Source organism: Bacillus sp. PS237 (assembly GCF_037963345.1).
Lineage (GTDB): Bacteria > Bacillota > Bacilli > Bacillales > Bacillaceae > Bacillus > Bacillus subtilis.
On sequence record NZ_CP150156.1, the window covers coordinates 1,539,133 to 1,561,221 of the forward strand.

At 43.3% G+C, this 22,089-nt stretch carries 27 protein-coding genes; 21 read left to right on the forward strand and 6 right to left on the reverse strand.

The annotated features are described in order from the left end of the window. Window positions 1-82 precede the first annotated feature (82 nt). Complete coding sequence (gene ctaA, locus NST22_RS08050; protein ID WP_003245869.1) at window positions 83-1,003, reverse strand: heme A synthase CtaA; 921 nt, start codon at window positions 1,001-1,003, stop codon at window positions 83-85. A 354-nt stretch (window positions 1,004-1,357) separates the two neighbouring features. On the opposite strand from ctaA, the gene cyoE reads away from it, so the two are divergent. The 6 genes from cyoE to ctaG all read left to right on the forward strand — a co-directional run bounded on the left by cyoE (window position 1,358) and on the right by ctaG (window position 7,364). Further along, on the forward strand, window positions 1,358-2,275 hold the full coding sequence (cyoE, locus tag NST22_RS08055; RefSeq protein WP_003232250.1) for a heme o synthase: 918 nt from the start codon (window positions 1,358-1,360) through the stop codon (window positions 2,273-2,275). 239 nt (window positions 2,276-2,514) lie between these two features. Beyond that, the gene (coxB, locus tag NST22_RS08060; RefSeq protein ID WP_003232248.1) at window positions 2,515-3,585 is read left to right on the forward strand and encodes a cytochrome c oxidase subunit II; all 1,071 of its coding nucleotides are present in this window, start codon (window positions 2,515-2,517) and stop codon (window positions 3,583-3,585) included. Between the two features lie 32 nt (window positions 3,586-3,617). Beyond that, on the forward strand, window positions 3,618-5,486 hold the full coding sequence (ctaD, locus tag NST22_RS08065) for a cytochrome c oxidase subunit I (protein ID WP_003232245.1): 1,869 nt from the start codon (window positions 3,618-3,620) through the stop codon (window positions 5,484-5,486). Continuing rightward, on the forward strand, window positions 5,486-6,109 hold the full coding sequence (gene ctaE, locus NST22_RS08070) for a cytochrome c oxidase subunit III (protein WP_003232244.1): 624 nt from the start codon (window positions 5,486-5,488) through the stop codon (window positions 6,107-6,109). The genes ctaD and ctaE overlap by 1 nt, the downstream gene beginning before the upstream one ends. Before the next feature lie 2 nt (window positions 6,110-6,111). Continuing rightward, complete coding sequence (gene ctaF, locus NST22_RS08075) at window positions 6,112-6,444, forward strand: cytochrome c oxidase subunit IVB (RefSeq protein ID WP_003232242.1); 333 nt, start codon at window positions 6,112-6,114, stop codon at window positions 6,442-6,444. Window positions 6,445-6,470: 26 nt separating this feature from the next. Next, window positions 6,471-7,364 carry a cytochrome c oxidase assembly factor CtaG gene (gene ctaG / locus NST22_RS08080; protein WP_003244967.1) on the forward strand — a complete coding sequence of 298 codons (894 nt, stop codon included), beginning with the start codon at window positions 6,471-6,473 and terminating at the stop codon, window positions 7,362-7,364. A 31-nt stretch (window positions 7,365-7,395) separates the two neighbouring features. On the opposite strand, the gene NST22_RS08085 is transcribed toward ctaG, so the two are convergent. Then, window positions 7,396-7,758: a YugN family protein gene (locus NST22_RS08085; protein WP_003232238.1), complete on the reverse strand. Its 363-nt coding sequence runs from the start codon at window positions 7,756-7,758 to the stop codon at window positions 7,396-7,398. Between the two features lie 139 nt (window positions 7,759-7,897). Between NST22_RS08085 and NST22_RS08090 the strand changes: the two genes are divergently transcribed. The 8 genes from NST22_RS08090 to coaD all read left to right on the forward strand — a co-directional run bounded on the left by NST22_RS08090 (window position 7,898) and on the right by coaD (window position 12,612). After that, window positions 7,898-8,344 (forward strand): CBS domain-containing protein, encoded by a 447-nt coding sequence (locus tag NST22_RS08090; RefSeq protein WP_003221362.1) that lies wholly within the window; start codon window positions 7,898-7,900, stop codon window positions 8,342-8,344. A gap of 83 nt (window positions 8,345-8,427) precedes the next feature. Then, on the forward strand, window positions 8,428-9,468 hold the full coding sequence (locus tag NST22_RS08095) for a CAP domain-containing protein (protein ID WP_003245434.1): 1,041 nt from the start codon (window positions 8,428-8,430) through the stop codon (window positions 9,466-9,468). A 231-nt stretch (window positions 9,469-9,699) separates the two neighbouring features. Continuing rightward, the gene (locus NST22_RS08100; RefSeq protein ID WP_003232233.1) at window positions 9,700-10,098 is read left to right on the forward strand and encodes a YlbD family protein; all 399 of its coding nucleotides are present in this window, start codon (window positions 9,700-9,702) and stop codon (window positions 10,096-10,098) included. A 15-nt stretch (window positions 10,099-10,113) separates the two neighbouring features. After that, window positions 10,114-10,353, forward strand: a complete 240-nt coding sequence (locus NST22_RS08105) for a YlbE-like family protein (RefSeq protein WP_003232231.1) — start codon at window positions 10,114-10,116, stop codon at window positions 10,351-10,353. 115 nt (window positions 10,354-10,468) lie between these two features. After that, the gene (gene ricF / locus NST22_RS08110; RefSeq protein ID WP_003221370.1) at window positions 10,469-10,918 is read left to right on the forward strand and encodes a regulatory iron-sulfur-containing complex subunit RicF; all 450 of its coding nucleotides are present in this window, start codon (window positions 10,469-10,471) and stop codon (window positions 10,916-10,918) included. A 54-nt stretch (window positions 10,919-10,972) separates the two neighbouring features. Beyond that, window positions 10,973-11,245: a YlbG family protein gene (locus NST22_RS08115; RefSeq protein ID WP_009967171.1), complete on the forward strand. Its 273-nt coding sequence runs from the start codon at window positions 10,973-10,975 to the stop codon at window positions 11,243-11,245. Window positions 11,246-11,567: 322 nt separating this feature from the next. Then, the gene (gene rsmD, locus NST22_RS08120) at window positions 11,568-12,122 is read left to right on the forward strand and encodes a 16S rRNA (guanine(966)-N(2))-methyltransferase RsmD (RefSeq protein WP_003232227.1); all 555 of its coding nucleotides are present in this window, start codon (window positions 11,568-11,570) and stop codon (window positions 12,120-12,122) included. A 4-nt stretch (window positions 12,123-12,126) separates the two neighbouring features. Then, a complete protein-coding gene (gene coaD / locus NST22_RS08125; protein WP_003245283.1) occupies window positions 12,127-12,612 on the forward strand; it encodes a pantetheine-phosphate adenylyltransferase in 486 nt (161 codons plus the stop codon). 10 nt (window positions 12,613-12,622) lie between these two features. On the opposite strand, the gene spoVV is transcribed toward coaD, so the two are convergent. Further along, on the reverse strand, window positions 12,623-13,849 hold the full coding sequence (gene spoVV, locus NST22_RS08130; protein ID WP_003245492.1) for a dipicolinic acid transporter SpoVV: 1,227 nt from the start codon (window positions 13,847-13,849) through the stop codon (window positions 12,623-12,625). A gap of 180 nt (window positions 13,850-14,029) precedes the next feature. On the opposite strand from spoVV, the gene NST22_RS08135 reads away from it, so the two are divergent. Next, window positions 14,030-14,812, forward strand: a complete 783-nt coding sequence (locus NST22_RS08135; RefSeq protein ID WP_003232221.1) for a patatin family protein — start codon at window positions 14,030-14,032, stop codon at window positions 14,810-14,812. A gap of 1 nt (window position 14,813) precedes the next feature. Further along, entirely contained in the window at window positions 14,814-15,839 is a 1,026-nt protein-coding gene (gene ddcP / locus NST22_RS08140; protein ID WP_003245451.1) for a protease DdcP, read from the forward strand. A gap of 16 nt (window positions 15,840-15,855) precedes the next feature. On the opposite strand, the gene NST22_RS08145 is transcribed toward ddcP, so the two are convergent. After that, entirely contained in the window at window positions 15,856-17,103 is a 1,248-nt protein-coding gene (locus NST22_RS08145) for a nucleotidyltransferase (protein ID WP_003244707.1), read from the reverse strand. Next, window positions 17,100-17,285: a hypothetical protein gene (locus NST22_RS08150; protein ID WP_003232215.1), complete on the reverse strand. Its 186-nt coding sequence runs from the start codon at window positions 17,283-17,285 to the stop codon at window positions 17,100-17,102. The genes NST22_RS08145 and NST22_RS08150 overlap by 4 nt, the downstream gene beginning before the upstream one ends. Before the next feature lie 27 nt (window positions 17,286-17,312). Between NST22_RS08150 and NST22_RS08155 the strand changes: the two genes are divergently transcribed. From NST22_RS08155 to gerR, 3 genes are all read left to right on the forward strand, one after another. Continuing rightward, entirely contained in the window at window positions 17,313-17,831 is a 519-nt protein-coding gene (locus tag NST22_RS08155) for a DUF177 domain-containing protein (RefSeq protein ID WP_003232214.1), read from the forward strand. 21 nt (window positions 17,832-17,852) lie between these two features. Beyond that, a complete protein-coding gene (rpmF, locus tag NST22_RS08160; RefSeq protein WP_003154457.1) occupies window positions 17,853-18,032 on the forward strand; it encodes a 50S ribosomal protein L32 in 180 nt (59 codons plus the stop codon). A gap of 145 nt (window positions 18,033-18,177) precedes the next feature. Beyond that, entirely contained in the window at window positions 18,178-18,759 is a 582-nt protein-coding gene (gerR, locus tag NST22_RS08165) for a sporulation specific transcriptional regulator GerR (RefSeq protein WP_003232210.1), read from the forward strand. Between the two features lie 56 nt (window positions 18,760-18,815). Here the strand turns inward: gerR and NST22_RS08170 are convergent, their stop codons facing one another. After that, window positions 18,816-19,298 carry an N-acetyltransferase gene (locus NST22_RS08170; RefSeq protein WP_003244940.1) on the reverse strand — a complete coding sequence of 161 codons (483 nt, stop codon included), beginning with the start codon at window positions 19,296-19,298 and terminating at the stop codon, window positions 18,816-18,818. Window positions 19,299-19,457: 159 nt separating this feature from the next. Between NST22_RS08170 and NST22_RS08175 the strand changes: the two genes are divergently transcribed. After that, on the forward strand, window positions 19,458-20,354 hold the full coding sequence (locus NST22_RS08175) for a 2-dehydropantoate 2-reductase (RefSeq protein WP_003232206.1): 897 nt from the start codon (window positions 19,458-19,460) through the stop codon (window positions 20,352-20,354). A gap of 70 nt (window positions 20,355-20,424) precedes the next feature. Beyond that, window positions 20,425-22,044, forward strand: coding sequence for a bacillithiol biosynthesis cysteine-adding enzyme BshC (bshC, locus tag NST22_RS08180; RefSeq protein ID WP_003245571.1), 1,620 nt, complete (start codon window positions 20,425-20,427; stop codon window positions 22,042-22,044). Window positions 22,045-22,089 lie beyond the last annotated feature (45 nt).

The window sequence follows — 22,089 nt, forward strand, 5'->3', positions numbered from 1 at the left end:
GGCTGGCGATTGAAACGCATAAAGCGCCAAAAAACAAGACATAAAAAAGACCAAAGCCGCCTAAGGCTTTGGTCTTGAGTCCTTATGATTGCCTGGATTCATAACGGAAACGAGCAATCAATAATAAGAAGTAGCATAGAACGCCAAACAGACAGGCAATAAAGAACGAGTGGGCAAGTGCAAAGCCCAGAGCCAGTTCAGAGTATACGATCATAATACCGGACAGTGCCTGTAATGTAATGAAAATAAGACATGAGATCCATCCCCAAAAGATCTGTTTTTGATCTTTATAGGAAGTAATAGCATGAACAGCGGCAACAATAATCCATACAAATAAAAGTAAGGCTGCTGCTCTGTGGCCCATTTGCACCCATTCATGGAATTGGGTCGGAAGTCCATTGTTCAGCGGGCTGCACAGCGGCACATTAGGACATGCCAGACTTGATTCAGTGTGTCTTACATATGCGCCTGTATACACAACGATATAGGAATATATTAAAATTCCTATCATGTGAAATTGCATCTTTTTGCCGATTTGAAGCGGCTTAACCAGTGTTCTGACTGATTTATCAGCTTCAAATATGAGCAATGTTAAAATAAGCACTGAAGCAAAAGAAATTAATGAGATGCCGAAGTGAAGCGCCATAATCAGCGCGTTCGAACCGAATACGACAGCCAATGCGCCAAGCAATGCCTGAAGAAATAAAAAGATAATTGACATGATCGCGAGAAACGTTGTTTCACGAAAAATCGGCGTGATTTTTCTCCATGACCAAAACGCAAGGCTTAGCACAAGGATAATAGAGATTCCGCTTGCGAATCGGTGGCTCCATTCAATAATTGAAGCCGGATTCAGTTCAGGGAAAAAACGGCCGTGACACAGCGGCCACTGTCTGCCGCATCCTTGGCCGGAACCTGTTTTTGTAACGAGGGCACCCCCGATTAAAACAATTAGCATGACAAATGTCGTCAGAACACCGAGAGCTTTTAATGCTTTATTCATACAATATTCACCTTCTTAACATACTGCTGCAATTTTATATACGTTCCAAGTGTAAGCGAATATGTGTTTTGTGGCAATTCCCAGAGCCTTTTGTTCACAAAAATATAATAGAATGACGGCTTCTGGAAAATGTACACTTGATTATTCATGCCGGGTCTGATAGAAATAAGGTAAACGCAATGCCGATTTGGAGATTGCCTTCATCTTTGGTAAAATTCATAAAAAGTTCACAAATAAATTCCTGTTTGTCGTTTAATATTTAATAGGATGTTTTTTTACAAGATGTTATCTTGTATGATAGAGTTGCAGGTTATTTTATTCTCCTGCGTTAGGTTTGTAAGGGAGGTTTACGTTATGGCTAACTCCAGAATCTTAAATGATACAGCTATAGACGGACAAATTGAAGAAACAACGGCATGGAAAGATTTTCTGTCCCTTATTAAAATAGGGATCGTCAATTCTAACCTCATCACGACTTTCACTGGAATGTGGCTTGCACTGCATATATCCGGTTTAAGTTTTTTAGGCAATATAAACACCGTTCTTCTTACGTTAATCGGGTCTTCACTGATTATTGCGGGCTCCTGCGCGATCAATAACTGGTATGACCGGGACATTGACCATCTTATGGAGCGTACGAAAGTAAGACCGACGGTTACGGGTAAAATTCAGCCGAGTCAGGCGTTATGGTCTGGAATTTTGCTGGTTGCTTTAGGATTGATCATGCTGCTGATGACAACTGTCATGGCTGCTGTTATCGGTTTTATCGGAGTCTTTACGTATGTTGTATTGTACACAATGTGGACGAAACGCCGCTATACGATTAACACAGTAGTAGGAAGCGTTTCCGGTGCAGTGCCGCCGCTTATTGGATGGACGGCAGTGGAAGGGAATATCGGTGTCGTAGCATGGGTGTTATTCATGATTTTATTTATTTGGCAGATTCCTCACTTCTTAGCATTGGCTATTAAGAAAACTGAGGATTACAGAGCTGCAAATATTCCGATGCTTCCTGTCGTATACGGATTTGAAGTGACAAAAAGACAAATTATTGTGTGGGTTGCGTGCCTGATGCCGCTTCCGTTTTTCCTTGGTAGCCTGGGTCTTCCGATTGTCATTCTCGGCTTGCTGTTAAATATCGGCTGGCTGATTCTTGGCTTAATGGGATTCCGCTCCAAGAATATCATGAAGTGGGCAACGCAGATGTTCGTTTACTCGCTTAACTACATGACAATCTATTTCGTTGCCATGGTTGTCTTGACGCTTTTCTAAAAAATAGATATGATGCTTGTTTTATCGCTTCAAAATAAACGATGACAACTAGTAAATGCCGCCTTGACCTCTTGTTTAATCAGGCGGCTTTACTTTTATACATAGATGGCATTTTGAGTAAAAAAACTCATAATTTAAGAGAAGAGGAAATGTAAGTGCTTTATTGGTGATAGGTTGGATGGCGATAGATTTCGATCCGCTTTCCGCCTTTGTATTGACCAGAAAAGGGGTTGGGTGAAATGGTAAAGCATTGGCGTCTTATTTTATTATTAGCCTTAGTGCCGCTTCTATTAAGCGGATGTGGAAAACCTTTTTTATCCACGCTCAAGCCTGCTGGCGAGGTGGCTGATAAACAGTATGACCTGACAGTGCTCAGCACATTGATTATGGTGGTTGTTGTTGCAGTAGTATCTGTTATCTTCTTTTATGTGATTGTGAGATTCAGAAGATCACGGGTCGGTGAGAACACGATACCGAAACAGGTAGAGGGGAATAAATTTTTAGAAATCACATGGACCGTGATCCCGATTTTGCTGCTCATTATTCTTGTGATTCCTGTTGTATTATATACGCTGGAGCTAGCGGACACATCACCAATGGATAAAAAAGGCCGCAAAGCTGAGGATGCTCTTGTAGTCAATGTTAGGGCAAATTTATACTGGTGGGAGTTTGAGTACCCTGATTACGGCATTATCACAAGCCAGGAGCTGATTGTACCGACAGATCAGCGTGTATATTTTAATTTAAAAGCCTCTGATGTAAAACATTCCTTCTGGATTCCTTCAGTTGGAGGAAAACTTGATACGAATACGGATAATGAAAATAAGTTCTTCCTGACATTTGATTCAAAACGAAGCAAAGAGGCAGGAGATATGTTTTTTGGGAAGTGTGCAGAGCTTTGCGGCCCTTCACATGCGCTGATGGATTTTAAGGTGAAGACGATGTCTGCAAAAGAATTTCAGGGCTGGACAAAAGAAATGAAGAACTATAAGTCTACAGCAGAGAGCGATTTGGCTAAGCAGGGTGAAGAACTGTTTAAAGAGAAAAACTGCCTGAGCTGCCATGCGGTAGAGCCGAATGATAAGCGTGCAGAAGCCGCTAGAACGGCACCTAACTTGGCGACCTTCGGTGAAAGGACAAAAGTGGCAGGGGTGAAAGAGGCCAACAAAGAAAATGTGAAGGCTTGGCTGAAGGACCCTGACAGCATAAAGCCGGGGAACAAAATGACAGGCACATATCCAAAGCTCTCAGACAGCGAAACAAATGCGCTTTATGAATACTTAAAAGGCTTAAAAGCGGAAAGCAAGTAGGGAAGAAAGGGAGATATTGGGGGAGGTCACATATGTTGAATGCGCTTACAGAAAAGCGGACGCGCGGATCTATGCTTTGGGATTATTTGACGACGGTGGACCATAAAAAAATCGCAATTCTTTATTTAGTGGCAGGGGGATTCTTCTTTCTTGTCGGGGGAATTGAAGCGATGTTTATCAGAATTCAGCTTGCAAAGCCGGAAAATGCGTTTCTCAGTGCTCAAGCGTACAATGAAGTAATGACTATGCACGGAACGACGATGATCTTTCTGGCTGCGATGCCGCTCTTATTTGCCTTGATGAATGCGGTTGTGCCTTTGCAGATCGGGGCTCGGGACGTTTCGTTTCCATTTTTAAACGCGCTTGGTTTTTGGCTCTTCTTTTTCGGGGGCATTTTCTTAAATCTAAGCTGGTTTTTGGGCGGAGCGCCAGATGCGGGCTGGACATCATATGCCTCACTTTCGCTTCATTCTAAAGGGCACGGCATAGACTTTTTCGTCCTCGGACTCCAAATATCGGGGCTCGGGACGCTGATAGCCGGGATTAACTTTTTGGCCACGATTATCAACATGAGGGCTCCGGGCATGACGTATATGAGGCTGCCTTTGTTTACATGGACGACATTTGTGGCCTCGGCATTGATTTTGTTCGCGTTTCCGCCGCTTACGGTTGGATTGGCTCTCATGATGCTGGATCGGCTGTTCGGAACCAATTTCTTTAATCCGGAGCTTGGCGGAAATACGGTCATTTGGGAACATTTATTTTGGATCTTCGGCCACCCGGAGGTTTATATCCTAATTTTGCCTGCATTCGGTATTTTTTCTGAGGTCATCCCTGTGTTCGCCAGAAAGCGTTTGTTTGGCTATTCTTCAATGGTTTTTGCAATCGTGCTCATTGGCTTTCTGGGCTTTATGGTTTGGGTGCACCACATGTTCACGACTGGTCTCGGCCCGATTGCAAATGCGATTTTTGCGGTTGCAACAATGGCTATCGCGATTCCGACCGGGATTAAGATTTTTAACTGGCTGTTGACGATTTGGGGAGGAAATGTGAAGTATACAACCGCTATGCTGTATGCTGTCTCATTTATTCCATCCTTTGTGCTCGGCGGTGTGACGGGAGTCATGCTGGCAGCTGCTGCGGCTGATTATCAGTTTCATGATACGTATTTTGTGGTTGCGCACTTCCACTACGTCATTATTGGCGGCGTTGTATTCGGCCTTTTAGCCGGTGTTCATTTCTGGTGGCCGAAAATGTTCGGTAAAATTCTGCATGAAACGATGGGGAAAATTTCATTTGTATTGTTTTTTATCGGCTTTCACCTCACGTTTTTCATTCAGCATTTTGTCGGCTTAATGGGGATGCCGCGCCGGGTTTATACGTTTTTGCCAGGACAGGGTCTGGAAACCGGCAACTTGATCAGTACAATCGGGGCGTTTTTTATGGCGGCAGCTGTTATTCTTCTGCTGGTCAATGTCATATGGACATCGGTAAAAGGTGAATATGTAGGTGCTGATCCATGGCATGACGGACGTACGCTGGAATGGACCGTTTCTTCACCGCCGCCGGAGTATAACTTTAAACAGCTTCCTTTTGTCAGAGGACTTGATCCGCTTTGGATCGAGAAGCAGGCAGGGCACAAATCAATGACGCCGGCGGAACCGGTTGATGATATTCATATGCCAAACGGCTCAATCCTGCCGCTCATCATTTCCTTCGGCCTTTTTGTCGCAGCGTTCGGGCTGCTGTACAGAAGTGATTACGCTTGGGGCCTGCCGGTGATCTTTATCGGGCTCGGCATCACATTTATTACGATGCTGCTTCGTTCAGTAATTGATGATCACGGCTATCATATTCATAAAGAGGAACTGCCGAACGATGATAAAGGGGTGAAGGCATAATGCAAGTTCAAGAAAAATTCACCGCAGAAACCTTTCCAGCTTCTCCTGAAAAAGTAACCCTGGAAGGGAAAAATAAATTTTTAGGCTTTTGGCTTTTTCTTGGCGGAGAGACTGTTCTGTTTGCGTCTCTCTTCGCCACGTTTCTTGCGCTTCGGAATTCAAATGCCGGTGATCCGCCTACGACGGAAATGTTCGATGTGACACTTGTATTCATTGCCACAATGCTTCTATTAACGAGCAGTTTAACGAGTGTGTACGCGATGTACCACATGAAGAACTTTTCCTTCGGCAAGATGCAGCTTTGGCTGGGAATTACGATTTTATTGGGGGCGGGCTTTTTAGGACTGGAAATCTATGAGTTCAAGCATTACACCCATGAATTTGGCTTTACCATCACAAGCTCTGCCCTTGGTTCTGCGTTTTACACGCTTGTCGGTACACACGGCGCCCACGTGGCATTTGGGCTTATGTGGATCAGCACGCTTATGATCCGCAATGCCAAGAGAGGGCTGAATCTGTATACGGCGCCTAAGTTTTACGTTGCCAGCCTTTATTGGCACTTTATTGATGTCGTGTGGGTCTTCATCTTTACCGTTGTATATTTAATGGGGATGGTGGGATAAACATGGTCGATAAAAAAAGCAGAGGGCATATCAATAGCGACCTTGAATTTAAGAAAAAAAAGCATGCCCGGGAGATGAAATATCAAGTCCTGTCTTTTGGTTTAATGATCGGTCTTACGATTGTTGCATTTCTGACTGTGGCCACGGACGGTGTCGGCAGCTGGTTTACGATTCCTTTCATTATTTTGCTAGCTGCAATTCAAGTCATTTTTCAGCTGTATTATTTCATGCATATGAATCAGAAAGGGCATGAGGCGCCGGCACTGTTTTTGTATTCAGGGGTGTTTGTCGCGTTTATCACTGTGCTTGCGTTTGTGACAATTATATGGTGGTAATTTGAACAGCCGCCGGAGGTGAAGAAATGAATCAGTTGGAGATATTTGGGTTTCGCGCGATGTGGAGCCCTTATCTTTTTTGTATCCTGTTAGGCATTACGGCGCTTTATCTCTATTTTTACAGGCGAATGTCTTCAAAGCCGAATCGAATAACTGGTAAAGAGATGGTGTGCTTTCTGTCGGCGATGCTGTTTTTATATGCAGCCGAGGGAAGCCCGGTTGATCTGCTCGGACATATTATGTTCAGTGCGCATATGGTGCAGATGGCCGTCCTGTATTTGGTTGTCCCGCCGCTGTTAATCGCGGGGATTCCTGCATGGCTCTGGGAAAAAATCATTTTCAGGCCTTCAATCAAACCGGTTTTTTCCTTTTTTACGACGCCTTTAATTGCTTTGCTTTTGTTTAACGGCATTTTTTCTTTATATCATGTACCGCTTATATTTGATACTGTCAAAACAGATCCGTTTTACCATACATTAATCACTTGGCTTATCTTTGTGCTTGCGTTCTTCATGTGGTGGCCGCTTGTTCATAAGGTTGAGCGTCTACGGCAGCTCAGCGGCTTGATGAAGCTGGGTTATATTATGGCGGACGGTATGCTGCTCACACCTGCTTGCGCCTTGATCATGTTCAGCGGTGCACCGTTATACGCCACCTATACAGATCCGGCTTTATGGGCTGAGGCAATGAGGCTTTGCGTGCCAGCGGATATGATGGGGCAGGTCCCATTAACAGGGCCAGAGATGTTGAATACACTGCCTTTGTTAGAGGATCAGCAGCTCGGAGCAGTCATGATGAAAATCATTCAGGAAATTGTGTACGGTACTTTTTTGGCCGTTATTTTTTTCCAATGGGTGAAGAAAGAAAGGGAAAAGGACGGGCAGGAGGAGCCGCCGTATATTCAGCAGACGATATCATAAAAGGTACAGCGAAATATGCTGTACCTTTTCGTTACATTTGAACTGTTTTTAACATGTTGGCTATGTCCTGAATCAGTGCCTTGCTTTTTGTCACAACCTGTACGGGAAACTCTTCCGTTTCTCCATATTCTACTCCATGAGGGTAGTAATGCTTTCCTAGGAGAGGGGACATTAATTGAATCACGGCGCGCCCGCTTCCGACATCGCCTTCTGCCGCAATACCTTGTATCCGCAGGTAAAACGTACCCTCAATCGTCGAAAACTTCTTGTCATAGGTGACTCTCTCGTAATCCCATTGACCCGCTCTGATAAGACCTTTGCTTTCCATTAAGTCGTCTAGCCAGCTGAGCTCAGCCTTAACCCCTTCAAGTCCGCTTTCAGTAAACTTCAACACTGACCCCTCCTTATAAAAATTACCTTTCCTGACAATCATAGTATGAAAGCGTTAAACTTTCAATGAATCTTCTTCTTTTGAAAGTATGCAAAAATTAAATTTTGACGACAATAGCACTAGACTAAAGGAGGTTAAACGGATGACAAAAATAAAAGATCTGATGACAGCCGACTTGCAATATTGCACGGTATTAGATAATGTATATGAAGCTGCAGTAAAGATGAAGGACGCAAATGTAGGAGCGATACCGGTAGTTGATGAGGACGGGGAAACATTGGTCGGCATCGTAACCGACCGCGATCTCGTATTAAGAGGAATCGCCATCAAAAAACCGAACTCGCAAAAAATCACTGACGCGATGACTGAAAAACCTGTCAGTGTGGAGGAAGATGCTTCAGTCGATGAGGTTCTTCATTTGATGGCATCGCATCAGCTCAGAAGGATACCAGTTACAAAAAATAAAAAACTGACTGGAATTGTCACGCTTGGTGATCTTTCTTTATCTGAGCAAACGAATGAACGTGCCGGCAGCGCCTTATCGGATATTTCCGAAGGGGATAATAGAGAAGAAGGCTTTTTTCATTAACACATAAATCTTTGACATGTTAAATAGGCTGTATTGTAATGGGATGTAAACAAGAGATTGTGAATCGCCACGGGGGTGATAGATTGAAAAATATATTGAGAGCAATGGTTATCCTTTTGATTATCTGCGGAACCTATGTTCTGTTTATTCAATATGGATCTGTTCCTGAAAAGAAATCAAATGACAGCGAGCCTCAGGTGTCGAATGAGGAAGCGCAAAGCGGCAAACGAATACATATGCCGACTTCAGGGTTATTGTCCTTCATGGGCAAGCACGCCGATGAAGTAACGAAAAAGCTTGGGGAACCTGAACGTATTGACCCTTCGGCTTATGATTACGATTGGTGGGTATACAATCAAGGTAAGGATCAATATATCCAAATCGGGGTATTAAACAATAAAGTGGTCACATTATTCGCGTCGGGTAATGATATTAACGCCAAGCCTTTCAAAATTGGAGAATCAACTGGCGAAGTATTCAAGACCACCCAGGTGGCACCATTTGTGAATGTAGAGTATAAAGGAAATTCCTATCGGTTTGAATTTTCTGAAGAAGATATCAATACAAGACCGACTGTAAAGGTAGGAAAGATGTATGTCCAGCTGTATATGGACAAATTTGAGGGGAAGCTATCCAGCATCAGGGCGTTTGATGCGCAGACCTTTGTAAAGCAAAGACCTTATGAGGTAGTGTACCGCGGGGAATTAATTAAACCGAAAGCCGTTTCAGATGAGAAATGGAAAAAGATCCAAACAACGAGCGAAAAGCAAATCCTTGATTTGACGAATGTCATACGCGTTAAACATGGACTTGCGAAGCTTGAGTGGGATCAGCCAACGGCGGAAGTGGCATTTGGGCATAGTGAGGATATGAAGGAAAATAATTATTTCTCCCATGTCTCTAAAAAATACGGCTCGCTGAAAGACCGCTTAGAAGAAGGGCATGTTGATTTTCAGCAAGCGGGAGAAAATATCGCATACAATTATGTGGACGGTCCGGCTGCTGTAGAAGGCTGGCTGAATAGCGAAGGCCATCGAAAAGCGCTTCTGAATTCAGATTATACGCATCTTGGTGTCGGAGTAGACCGGAAATATTACACCCAAAACTTTATTAAGCGATGGTAATGAAAGCCGCGGACGAATGGTTCCCGGCTTTTTCTATTTCCATACAAGCTGGTCTGAATGAATGTGCTGATAGCTTACAGATAAGGCCGTTTCCCATCCCTTCAGTCAGGCTTTTTCACCAGTGTATAGGGATATCGCTAAAAATTCATTTGGGAATGAATATAGGCGAACACAATGCCCGACAAAACGATACATTGTAGTAGGTAACGATTTTCGGAGGGGGTGAGGATTGTGGCGAATCAACATGCCAATCATTCAATCAATGACTTTAAACAATTCGTCAAAAAGCATCCCAAGCTGATAAAAGAAGTGCGCAAAGAACAAAGAAGCTGGCAGGACGTATATGAAAATTGGGTCCTCTTCGGGGAGAGCGACCCGATTTGGGATCCATATCGGGAACCGGAAGAAGCTTCTGAAGCTGTGCCTGAAACACCGCAAAAAAATGATTTTGTCTCGAAAATGGTGACAGCGGTGAAAAAGATGGATGTCAATCAAATGAACGAACAAATCAATAAAATGAGCCAGTCGATCTCATCGTTGCAAAGCCTTCTTAATACATTTTCCGGAAGCGGACAGAAGCATTCTCAGCCAGGCTCTGGACAGCATCCTTTTTCTTTTCGAAAGGATTAAAAAAGGGGAGCTCATATGCGCAAAGAGGTTCAGGAATATATTTTAGCAAACGAAGAACGGAAACGATTCATCAGAGAACAGCCGATATGGTACCGCAGGCTTTCAAGAAAACCGGATGATCTGTCCTCCTTTCAGCTTGAAATGATGAATTTTTATGAAAAAACCATTCCGCATCGGGTGAATCAGTTTACGAACGGGATTCAAATGGCGCAAATGATGATGCAAATGTTTCAAGCGATGCGGACAAAAGATTAAAAGGCCCCGAAGAAGGGTCTTTTTTCATGCGGTCATAAGGTTTTGTTGGCGGCTGCGGTTAAGCATTTTCCAATTGGCTGGTTTCATGGTAAACTAACAACTGGAGGTGCATGTTATGTATGCGACGATGGAATCCGTGCGGCTTCAAAGTGAAGCTCAGCAGCTTGCCGAGATGATTCTGCAGTCGGAGACGGCTGAGAACTACCGCAATTGTTACAAGCGTCTCCAGGAAGATGAAGAGGCAGGTCGGATTATTCGTTCTTTTATCAAAATAAAAGAGCAGTATGAGGATGTACAGCGTTTTGGCAAATATCATCCTGACTATAGAGAAATATCCCGGAAAATGAGGGAGATCAAACGTGAGCTGGACCTGAACGATAAGGTGGCTGACTTCAAGAGAGCTGAAAATGAGCTCCAGTCCATTCTTGATGAGGTCAGCGTTGAGATTGGGACAGCTGTTTCGGAGCATGTGAAAGTTCCGACTGGGAACCCTTATTTTGACGGTTTGTCTTCATGCGGAGGCGGCTGCGGTTCAGGCGGAAGCTGCGGATGTAAAGTGTCCTGACGAGACTGGCCGTCTCGTCTTTTACATATAAGAGAAAACAGGCAGGTGATTGTATTGGAGAATAGGCGCCAGGGCATGGTTGTGTATCTGCACTCCCTAAAGCAGAGCAAAATGCTGAGGAAGTTCGGGAATGTGCACTATGTATCAAAACGATTAAAATATGTCGTACTGTACTGTGATATGGACCAAATTGAAAAAACAATGGACAAGATTGCGTCTTACTCATTTGTGAAAAAAGTGGAGCCTTCTTATAAACCGTTTTTAAAATTGGAATTCGAGTCAAAGCTTGATAAGGCAAAAGAATACGATTATAAAATCGGCATATAGCTATAAAAAAATCCCCGCAGGCATCTGCGGGGTCCTTCTATTCCTTAATATGTTAAGGAGAAGGCAAAGGGAGAGGAGAAACCGGAGGAAGAACTTATGGGGAAACGTAAGTCTTCTCCGCGGTTGGCAACAACATCCTCTAGATGCTGTTGCTTATAGTATGGACAAGGATCATGCTGCCTATACACCTGTTTATCAAGATTAGCGTTCATTGTTTGGAAGAATGCTTTATGTTAAGATAGGATTGATTTTTTTCTATGTACATAGCGGCGTCCGGCCGAATAAAGAAACAAAATAGCTTTTAGAAAAAGTGGTGTGGAACATGAGAGTAATTTCTGGATCAAAAAAAGGCCGTTCACTAAAGGCTGTAGCCGGAACATCAACAAGACCGACAACCGACAAAGTGAAGGAATCCATTTTCAATATGATCGGCCCTTATTTTGACGGGGGCAGGGGACTTGACTTATTCGCAGGGAGCGGAGGTCTTGGAATCGAAGCGCTTTCACGCGGGTTTGAGCATTGTATATTCGTTGACCGTGATTTTAAAGCGATTCAAACGGTAAAATCTAATTTGAAAACGCTGGAGCTTACAAAACATGCACAGGTATACCGCAATGATGCGGAACGTGCTTTGCACGCTGCTGCTAAAAGAGAAACCGGCTTTCGCGGAATTTTTCTCGATCCGCCGTATAAGGAACAAAAGCTGAAAGCACTTTTAACTTTGATTGACGAATATCAAATGCTGGAAGAAGACGGCTTTATCGTCGCTGAGCATGACAGAGAGGTCGAGCTTCCCGAAACCGTAGGAGATCTTGTGATGACAAGAAAAGAAACCTATGGGTTAACAGGTGTAGCGATTTATAAAAAGAGGGGGTAGTGAGGTGGCGAGTATAGCTGTCTGTCCCGGCAGTTTTGATCCTGTGACCTACGGGCATCTGGACATCATCAAACGCGGGGCGCATATTTTTGAACAAGTGTATGTATGTGTGCTGAATAATTCTTCAAAAAAGCCTTTGTTCAGTGTGGAAGAACGGTGTGAGCTTCTGAGAGAAGTCACAAAAGACATTCCGAACATAACAGTTGAAACATCGCAAGGCCTGTTAATTGATTATGCAAAAAGAAAAAATGCGAAAGCGATTTTAAGAGGCTTGAGAGCTGTATCTGATTTTGAATACGAGATGCAGGGGACATCAGTAAACCGGGTGCTTGATGAATCTATTGAGACGTTTTTTATGATGACAAACAATCAATATTCGTTTCTAAGTTCAAGCATCGTAAAAGAAGTGGCAAGATACAACGGCTCGGTATCAGAGTTTGTACCGCCGGAAGTAGAGTTGGCGCTTCAGCAAAAATTCAGACAAGGATGAGGGTTTTGACTCATCCTTTTTTTGTTCCGTTTGTCAGTCTGTAAGAAAAAATGATAATGTACGTAAACAGCGCGCATAGTGTGACAGCAGGTCCGATCTGCACAAGCAGATTCCAGCCGTTTATAAAGGCAGTTGACATGTCACTGCTGTTAAGAGATTTAAATACATACTGATACGGATCATGCCATGCTGTGTAAAGAGGTTTCCATAAAAGCATGACGAAGACAGCGGCATAAACGCCCTGCAGCAAACGTGCGATAAAGAATGGTTTAAATCTAATGTCGGTTTCCGATAAAATACCTGCCACCTGAGCTTGTACGGAAAAGCCGCTAAACCCAAGAATAAAGCTGACGATAATGGCTTTTTGCAGAAGAGAAACATCTGTCTCGCTGACAAGCTTGCTGCCTAATGTAATTTCAAACATCCCTGATAAAAGCGGAATGTCCAATTGAGTCGGAAGCTGAAACAAAGTCAGTGCTCCTTTTGTGAAAACAGACAAAACATCAGTCAGCTGGACCACTGACAACAGCCGATTGAAGACAGAAAATAAAATAATAAAGCCGCCTACCATAAGAAGCGTTTGAACAGAAGACGTCACGGCGTCGCCTAAAATTTTACCTAAGGGCCGTTTTTCTGCAAGTCTGGCGGTATGAAGAGCGTGTAAAGCATCTTTGACTGAAGGGAAAGGTATCGTTTTCTTTCTTCTGAGATGCTGCTCTTCCTTGCGGCCATAGGAGCGCATTGTTAAACCGACGGCAAGATTCCCCAAATAGTGTGCAGAAGCTAATAAAATGCCTAGTGATGCGTTTTGAAAGAAACCGACGGCAACAGCGCCGAAAATAAAGAGCGGGTTTGAAGAATTGGTAAACGACGCGAGCCGTTCTGCCTCTACTCTTGAAATCTGATTTTCCTGCCGCAGACGGGCAGTGAGTTTTGCGCCCGCTGGGTTTCCTGATGCCATTCCCATAGCAAGAACGAAGCCGCCGACACCCGGCACGCGAAAGATCGGCCGCATAAAAGGCTCAAGCAAAACACCGACAAACCGCACAATGCCAAAGCCGATTAAGAGTTCGGACAGAATAAAAAATGGCAGCAATGACGGAAACACAACCTCCCACCACATAGACAGCCCGGTTTTAGAGGCTTCGAATGAGGCCTGTGGATGTGAGATGACAGTCGCTGTTAAAAAAAGAAAAAACGAGGCAATCAAAAGTGTATTAATCTTCGACAAGTTCATTCTTACCTCCCCGATGCTAAAAATGCCCAATGACATGTATATCATGATAAAATAATGTATGATGTAAAACGGCCAAGCAGTACCTGTCCTCTTGATTCTTTGTACTAATATACGAGCATAGGGGTTCAGTTTAGACCATAGAATTCGGTATACAGGGAATTCAGGCAGGAGGTTAACGCTTTGGCCAAACCTAAAATCGGGTTAGCGTTAGGATCGGGAGGGGCCAGAGGGCTTGCTCATCTCGGTGTGCTTTCCAGTTTACATAAGCACCAAATTGAAGTGGATATGATTGCAGGAAGCAGCATGGGCGCTTTGGTGGGCAGTTTTTACGCCGCCGGACATGACGTGGCAACGATGAAAAAAGTAGCCAAAGCCTTTAAACGAAGGCTTTATGCTGATTATACGGTGCCGAAACTCGGTTTTTTAAAAGGTGACCGCGTCAGACAGCTTGTGCATGCTTATACATTCGGAAAACCGATTGAAGAGCTCCAAATCCCGCTGGGCATTGTTGCGTGTGATCTACAGACGGGAGAAAAGATTGTGTTCCGAAAAGGATCAGTGTCAGATGCAGTGAGGGCCAGCATCAGCATCCCGGGTATCTTTATTCCGCAGCGGCTGGACGGACGCCTTCTTGTAGACGGCGCGGTCGTCGATCGAATTCCGGTTTCTGTTGTGAAAGACATGGGAGCTGATATTATCATCGCTTCGGATGTTTCCAGGGTTCGAAAAACTGAAACAGCAGTGCATATTTTTGATGTGATTATGCAAAGTATGGATATACTGCAAAATGAATTAGTGCGGCATCAAACAATTGCCGCAGATATCATGATTCGCCCTTCCCTTGAAACATACAGCTCAAGCTCGTTTGCCAATATTGAAGAAATGATATCGGCAGGCGAAGAGGCGACAAACCGAATGATCAGCAAGATAAGAAAAGAAATAGAGAATTGGGAGGGCTCATAATTTGCTACGTAAAAAACATTTTAGCTGGATGCTCGTCATCCTCATACTGATCGCCGTTTTATCATTTATAAAACTTCCATACTATATTACAAAACCGGGAGAAGCGACAGAGCTTGCTTCATTGATAAAAGTGGAGGGAGGCTACCCGGAAAAAGGAAGTCTGTCCTTAATGACTGTTAAAGTGGGACCGGCTAATCCATTTACATATGTGTGGGCAAAGATGCACCCTTATTATGAAATTGTTCCTGATGAGAGCATTAAGGAGGAAGGCGAATCAGATAAGGAGTATATGAAAAGACAGCTCCAAATGATGAAAAGCTCGCAAGAAAATGCGGTTATAGCCGCCTATCAAAAGGCAGGAAAAAAAGTCAGCTATTCCTTTAACGGCATATACGCAAGCTCAGTTGTAGAAAACATGCCGGCAAAAGGGAAAATAGAAGTCGGTGATAAAATCATCAGCGCAGACGGCAAAAACTATCAGTCTGCTGAAAAGCTGATTGATTATATCAGCAGCAAAAAAGCGGGAGATAAAGTCACGTTAAAGATCGAAAGAGAAGAAAAAGAAAAGCGTGTCACCCTTACGTTAAAACAATTTCCTGATGAGCCGGATCGGGCAGGAATCGGAGTTTCGCTTTATACAGACAGAAACGTGAAGGTAGAGCCTGATATTGATTTTGAAATCGAAAATATTGGCGGCCCGTCAGCAGGGTTAATGATGTCCCTTGAAATCTATAATCAGCTGACAAAACCAGACGAAACAAAAGGCTACGATATTGCGGGAACAGGTACGATTGATGTTGACGGAAAAGTAGGCCCGATCGGCGGCATTGATCAAAAAGTCGTCGCCGCAGACAAAGCCGGAAAAGACATTTTCTTCGCGCCAAATCAAAACGGCGCCAGCAATTCCGATTATAAGAACGCAGTAAAAACAGCAAAAGATATTGATTCAAATATGAAGATTGTGCCTGTTGATACCATGCAGGATGCGATTGATTATTTGAATAAGCTGAAAGCGAAAAGCACCTGATTCTCAGGTGCTTTTTCTATACATTTAAAAAGTGTTGTTCATCTTCGTCATATCGAATCGGTGCATGTCCGTATTCCTGTAGGTCAAACTCAGTTCTCAGCGGCTCTTCTATCGGCAGGCTGTAAATCCTGCTTGCTTTTACGTCCAGATCGAGAGCTGGATGGGAGAAAGAGGACAGTTTGCTGACAAGCGGAACAGACAGTGCTTTTTTCTTTTCGGATAAATAAGCCTGTCCTTTTTTCGTCATGCCGAGAAGCCTGATATACGGCGCCTTATCGTTGTCAAGCAGCTTTTGCATATCCTGTTTTTTTGTTCTGGTTAAAATGTGTGTATTCATCCGCTGGAGCCTTGTCCACGTATAGCGTTTTGTTTTCAGCAGTTCCATAAATTCCTGATAGGAGCTGGATTTTCTGATCGAACGAATAATTCTGTGCTCTAAACCTTCCTCCACCTCGTATACTTGCTGTAATTCCCGTGCCGTTACAGTTGAAAGGCTGTATTTTAAGTAAGAAAAGTAGCTTTCAGGTGTATGCCACAATCCGAAAGATTTGCGGTAAGCTGCTAATTCACGTGCAGATGCAGCAGGGAGAAAACGAAGGCAGGCTTCGAGATTCTGGCCAATCATCGCTTTTCTAATGCTTGTGGCACTTGCTATATGGTTTTCGCCTTCAGGGAGATCGGCATCATGATAGTCCGAAGAGATTCGTGCCGTAGTATAAGGTTTCATAGGATATCCCCCGGTTAGAATCGAGGTCACATACTGGTATCCCAAAATGTTATTTGGTTTTGACAAGTCAAGTGCACTTTCAGTATGCAAAATGGAGCTGAAGGCGATAGCCGCCGCTGCTGGGTAACTGGCCCCCTTTTTAAGTTCTTCTTTAATTCGGTCATTCAATATATGTTTATGCTCATCAATAAGCTGTGCTGTTTCTAAAAAAGGCTTGATATCCCCATTTTCACTCCCGAAAAACAGCGCCTCACATTCAAGTTCGTTCAGGATGGAAACACTGCCGCGTGCAAAAATGTCTGCTTTTTGCACGGCATAAAGATAAGGCAGCTCAATGACAAGATCAACTCCGCTTTGCAGCGCCATTTTTGTTCGGGCCCATTTTGATACAACAGCGGGTTCCCCGCGCTGTAAAAAATGTCCGCTCATGACCGCGACAGCCGTGTCACATCCGGTTTGCAGCTTTGCTGTTTGGGCATGATAAAGGTGACCGTTATGAAAGGGATTATATTCAACCACCAATCCGACAGCTTTCATATTTTTTCCGCCTTTCTTGCTATGTTTAAAAACGTATGGTACATTTGCAAATGAAAACTCTTACGCCTTATTTTTGTTTTAAGTGTATGCATAGCATATTCCGCTGTCAACGATACTTCAATGGCAGCATTATGCTGTAAAGAAAAAATATTGACAAAAACAATCTTAAAAGCTATAATCATGTTTGTTGCTTTCCTGAGGTGATACAAATGAAATGGACGATTTATCAGCTGCATCAAATGCCAAAACAAAGTTTTGAGTTTGATGAAACAGTTGAGTTAAATGAGCTGACAAAGCTGAATTCTGACATTCGCCGCATTTCTCCCGTTCGGGTGAAGGGCAGAGCGGATATCAAATCCAAACAGGTTTCGTTTGATTTTACAATTTCAGGCGAAATGCTTTTGCCATGCTCAAGAACACTCGTTGATGTTCCGTATCCATTTGAAATTTCAACAAAAGAACTGTTTATATTTCATCACACGGATGATATAGAAGATGATGACGTTCACATTGTTGAGGACGATACTATCGACATAACTCCGATCGTGAAAGAAGAAATTCTTTTAGAAATCCCTATGCAAATCTTTTGTGAATCTGAACAAGAAAAAGGAGCTGCTCCTCAAGAAGGAAAGGATTGGCAAGTCATTTCGGAAGAAGACAAGAAGAATCAAGTTGATCCGAGACTTGCAGCCCTTGAAAAGCTCTTAAAACAAGATGATGAATCTTAACTCTTTAAGGAGGTGGGAATAATGGCTGTACCTTTTAGAAGAACTTCTAAAATGAAGAAAAGATTGCGCCGTACACATTTCAAACTTAATGTACCTGGTATGACAGAATGTCCGTCATGCGGAGAGATGAAGTTGTCTCACCGTGTATGCAAAGCATGCGGATCATACAACGGCAAAGACATAAATGTAAAAAGTAACTAATGAGAAAAGCGCAGGGTGAAAGCCCTGCGCTTTTTCTTTTTCTCTTCCTGTCAGCTTGCGGAAAATTTGTGAGTGCAAATAGTCTATCTAATCTATTACCGGCATATGTATGAGATAAATAAGCTGACATGGAGGGAGATTGAATTTGACCATTACAAGACAAGATGCTTGGACTCAGGATGAGGATTTGCTGCTGGCAGAAGTGGTGCTTCGTCATATTCGAGAGGGAGGAACACAGCTTTCAGCCTTTGAGGAGGTTGGAAGGGCGCTGACCAGAACCGCGGCAGCCTGTGGTTTCAGGTGGAACTCGTATGTGAGAAAACAATACCAGTCAGGTATAGAGCTTGCAAAAAAGCAAAGGAAAGAACTGAGAAAGCAAATCGGCGTTCATTCGGTCAATATGCCGAATTCCATGAAGCAGACTGCCTCGGCATCGTCAGAAGGAAAACGAGATTTGTCCATTCAGGATGTCATTCAATTTCTCGAACAATTCAAAGAAACACCGTCTGCACAAGAATTTCAGCTTGAAAGGGAAAAATTGAAGGAGCAAATCCAATCGCTGCAAAAAGAGCTTGAGGATTTGCGGAGTGAAAATCAGACATTGCGGAATCAGCTAGAGATGACAGAAGAGGATTACAAGGCACTGATCGATATCATGGATCGGGCCAGAAAAATGGTTGTTTCGAAGGAAGACGGAAGAATGAAAAAAGCGGCTCAAGAAACGTAAAGAAACGCCTGAAATGAACCGGCCCTATAGTAAGAATAGGCCGGTTGTTTTGATTTCTATGCAGACTCTCCCGGTGTCATTTCGCGATCCATATCAGGATGCCAGATGAGCGGGTTTTCCCCTTTGTCCCGCGCCATATCATACTTAACAGTTTTAAAGTTCATTTTGTTCCAAAATTCCGCTGATTTCATTCTCGGATTTGTCCGGATCGGCATTTTGAATGATTTTGCAAATTCAACCAAGGCTCTCCCGTATCCCCTGTTCTGGTAGCCCGGAAGAACCTCAAGCTTCCACAGCTCCAAATAATCCTGGCGGTTGTCAAAATAGGGATTCGATTTGCCGTTAACTTGATACAGACTCATTCGTGCTACAAGTTTATCGCCAAAATAAATCCCGTAAAAAGGCGAGGTGCTGTCATTTTCAATAATATTATCCTGAAGTTCTTCAAGCATTGAAAGCTCCTGAATGCCGTATTCTTTGAATTTCTTGAATTCTTCCAGCGTTTTATAGTTGATAAGCAGACGTTCTACCTTTGTCAAACAAATCTCCCCCTTTGTTGTTTCTACATATATTGTAAACGCTTTATTTAAAAAATCCAAATATTTAAACTTTAATTTTAAGCACATGGGATCTTTGAGAAGTAATTTCTTCTTACTTCTGCTATGATAATACGTAAATGCTAAATTGGGTGTGACATCATGAAAATTGGAATTATCGGCGGAGGCTCCGTTGGTCTTTTATGCGCCTATTATTTGTCACTTTATCACGACGTGACTGTTGTGACGAGGCGGCAAGAACAGGCTGCGGCCATTCAGTCTGAAGGAATCCGGCTTTATAAAGGCGGGGAGGAATTCAGGGCTGATTGCAGTGCGGACACGAGTATCAATTCGGACTTTGACCTGCTTGTCGTGACAGTGAAGCAGCATCAGCTTCAATCTGTTTTTTCGTCGCTTGAACGAATCGGGAAGACGAATATATTATTTTTGCAAAACGGCATGGGGCATATCCACGACCTAAAAGACTGGCACGTTGGCCATTCCATTTATGTTGGAATCGTTGAGCACGGAGCTGTAAGAAAATCGGATACAGCTGTTGATCATACAGGCCTAGGTGCGATAAAATGGAGCGCGTTCGACGATGCTGAACCAGACCGGCTGAACATCTTGTTTCAGCATAACCATTCGGATTTTCCGATTTATTATGAGACGGATTGGTACCGTCTGCTGACGGGCAAGCTGATTGTAAATGCGTGTATTAATCCTTTAACTGCGTTATTGCAAGTGAAAAATGGAGAACTGCTGACAACGCCAGCTTATCTGGCTTTTATGAAGCTGGTATTTCAGGAGGCATGCCGCATTTTAAAACTTGAAAATGAAGAAAAGGCTTGGGAGCGGGTTCAGGCCGTTTGTGGGCAAACGAAAGAGAATCGTTCATCAATGCTGGTTGACGTCATTGGAGGCCGGCAGACGGAAGCTGACGCCATTATCGGATACTTATTGAAGGAAGCAAGTCTTCAAGGTCTTGATGCCGTCCACCTAGAGTTTTTATATGGCAGCATCAAAGCATTGGAGCGAAATACAAACAAAGTCTTTTGAGCTTTTTCGGTAACATGCTATACTCATTTCGGATCACTAACTATTTATTGGAGAAAGGAAGTTCTAGAAGATGCAGCTAACTGAACTTTCCATCAAAAATCAGAATGTGTTTGTACAGCACTATATAGATGGCAAAGAAGAAATGTCTTCTTTTTTTGATTACAGTATTCATCATAAGGACATGTGGCGCGAAAGACTGGAAGACTTATCTTCCCGGTTTTTCGCAAGAGAGGAATTGGCGGCGTACTTAACCTCTTACCATAATAAATTCGGTTCAAGTGCGATGCAGTCTGCTATTGAGAAGCTGAAGGACCCGTCAAGTGCCGCTGTAGTCGGCGGACAGCAGGCAGGACTTTTAACAGGACCGCTTTACACCATACATAAAATCATTTCAATCATTGTTTTAGCAAAGCAACAAGAAAAGGAACTGCAAGTGCCTGTCATACCAATCTTCTGGGTGGCTGGAGAAGACCACGATTTGGATGAGATTAATTTTGTTCACACATCTGAAGAGAATGGGCCTGTGAAAAAAAAGCTGCCTCAGTCTTATTGGAAGAAATCATCAGCAGCGAGTACATCGCTTGATCAGGAAAAGTGTGCCGCGTGGATAGATGATGTTTTTGCCGCTTTTGAAGAAACAGACCATACGAATACACTTCTCGACAATGTGAAACGATGTTTAAGGGAATCTGTTACGTTTACTGACTTCTTTGAACTGCTGATCGCGGATTTGTTCCAAGAAGAGGGCTTAGTTTTATTAAATTCTGGGGATCCGGGGATTAAAAAGCTGGAAACGGCCATGTTCCAAAAGATTCTTCGAGAAAATGATGAACTCGCCCGGGCTGTATCAGATCAGCAGGCCTTCATGCGTCAAGCAGGCTACAAACCGATTATCGAGTCCGGAAAAGAGCAGGCGAATCTGTTTTATGAATACGAAGATGAGCGTTTTTTAATTGAAAAAGATAACGGCCGATTTGTCATCAAAGAGCTTGATCTAGGATGGACGAGGGATGAACTTCATACACATATGGAAGAACATCCAGAGCGTTTCAGCAACAATGTTGTAACGAGACCGTTAATGCAGGAATTTCTCATTCCGACTTTAGCATTTATTGCAGGGCCTGGGGAAATCAATTATTGGGGCGAGCTCAAACAGGCATTTGCGGTGATGGGCTTCAAAATGCCTCCTGTCATGCCAAGGCTGAACATTACGATACTTGAGCGGCATATTGAGAAAAAACTGGCTGAACGGAATATCTCATTACAAGACGCGATTGAGCGCGGAACGGAGAATCAAAGAGAGACATACTTCGAGCGCCAGATTCCGGAAGAGTTTACGGCGGTGATGGATCAGGCGAAAAGCCAAATTGAAGCGATTCACAAAACGGTCCGGCAGGAGGCGTTAAAGGTTGATCAAAGCTTGGAACCTTTACTTCTGAAAAATGCCGCTTTTATTCAGGATCAGCTTCAATTCTTAGAGCGCACGGTGATGAAGCGAATTGAAGAAAAAGAAGGCTACGTCTTGAAGGATTATGAAAGAATTCAAAATAGCATTAAGCCGCTTCTTGCGCCGCAAGAACGGATTTGGAATATCATGTATTATTTGAACAGGTACGGTCCAAAATTCTTCACGACATTCAAGAATCTGCCATTTTCTTTTCAAAATCAACATCAAGTTGTCAAACTTTGAAATAAAGTTTTAAAGAACCCTGACTAGTTCAGGGTTTTTTTTTAT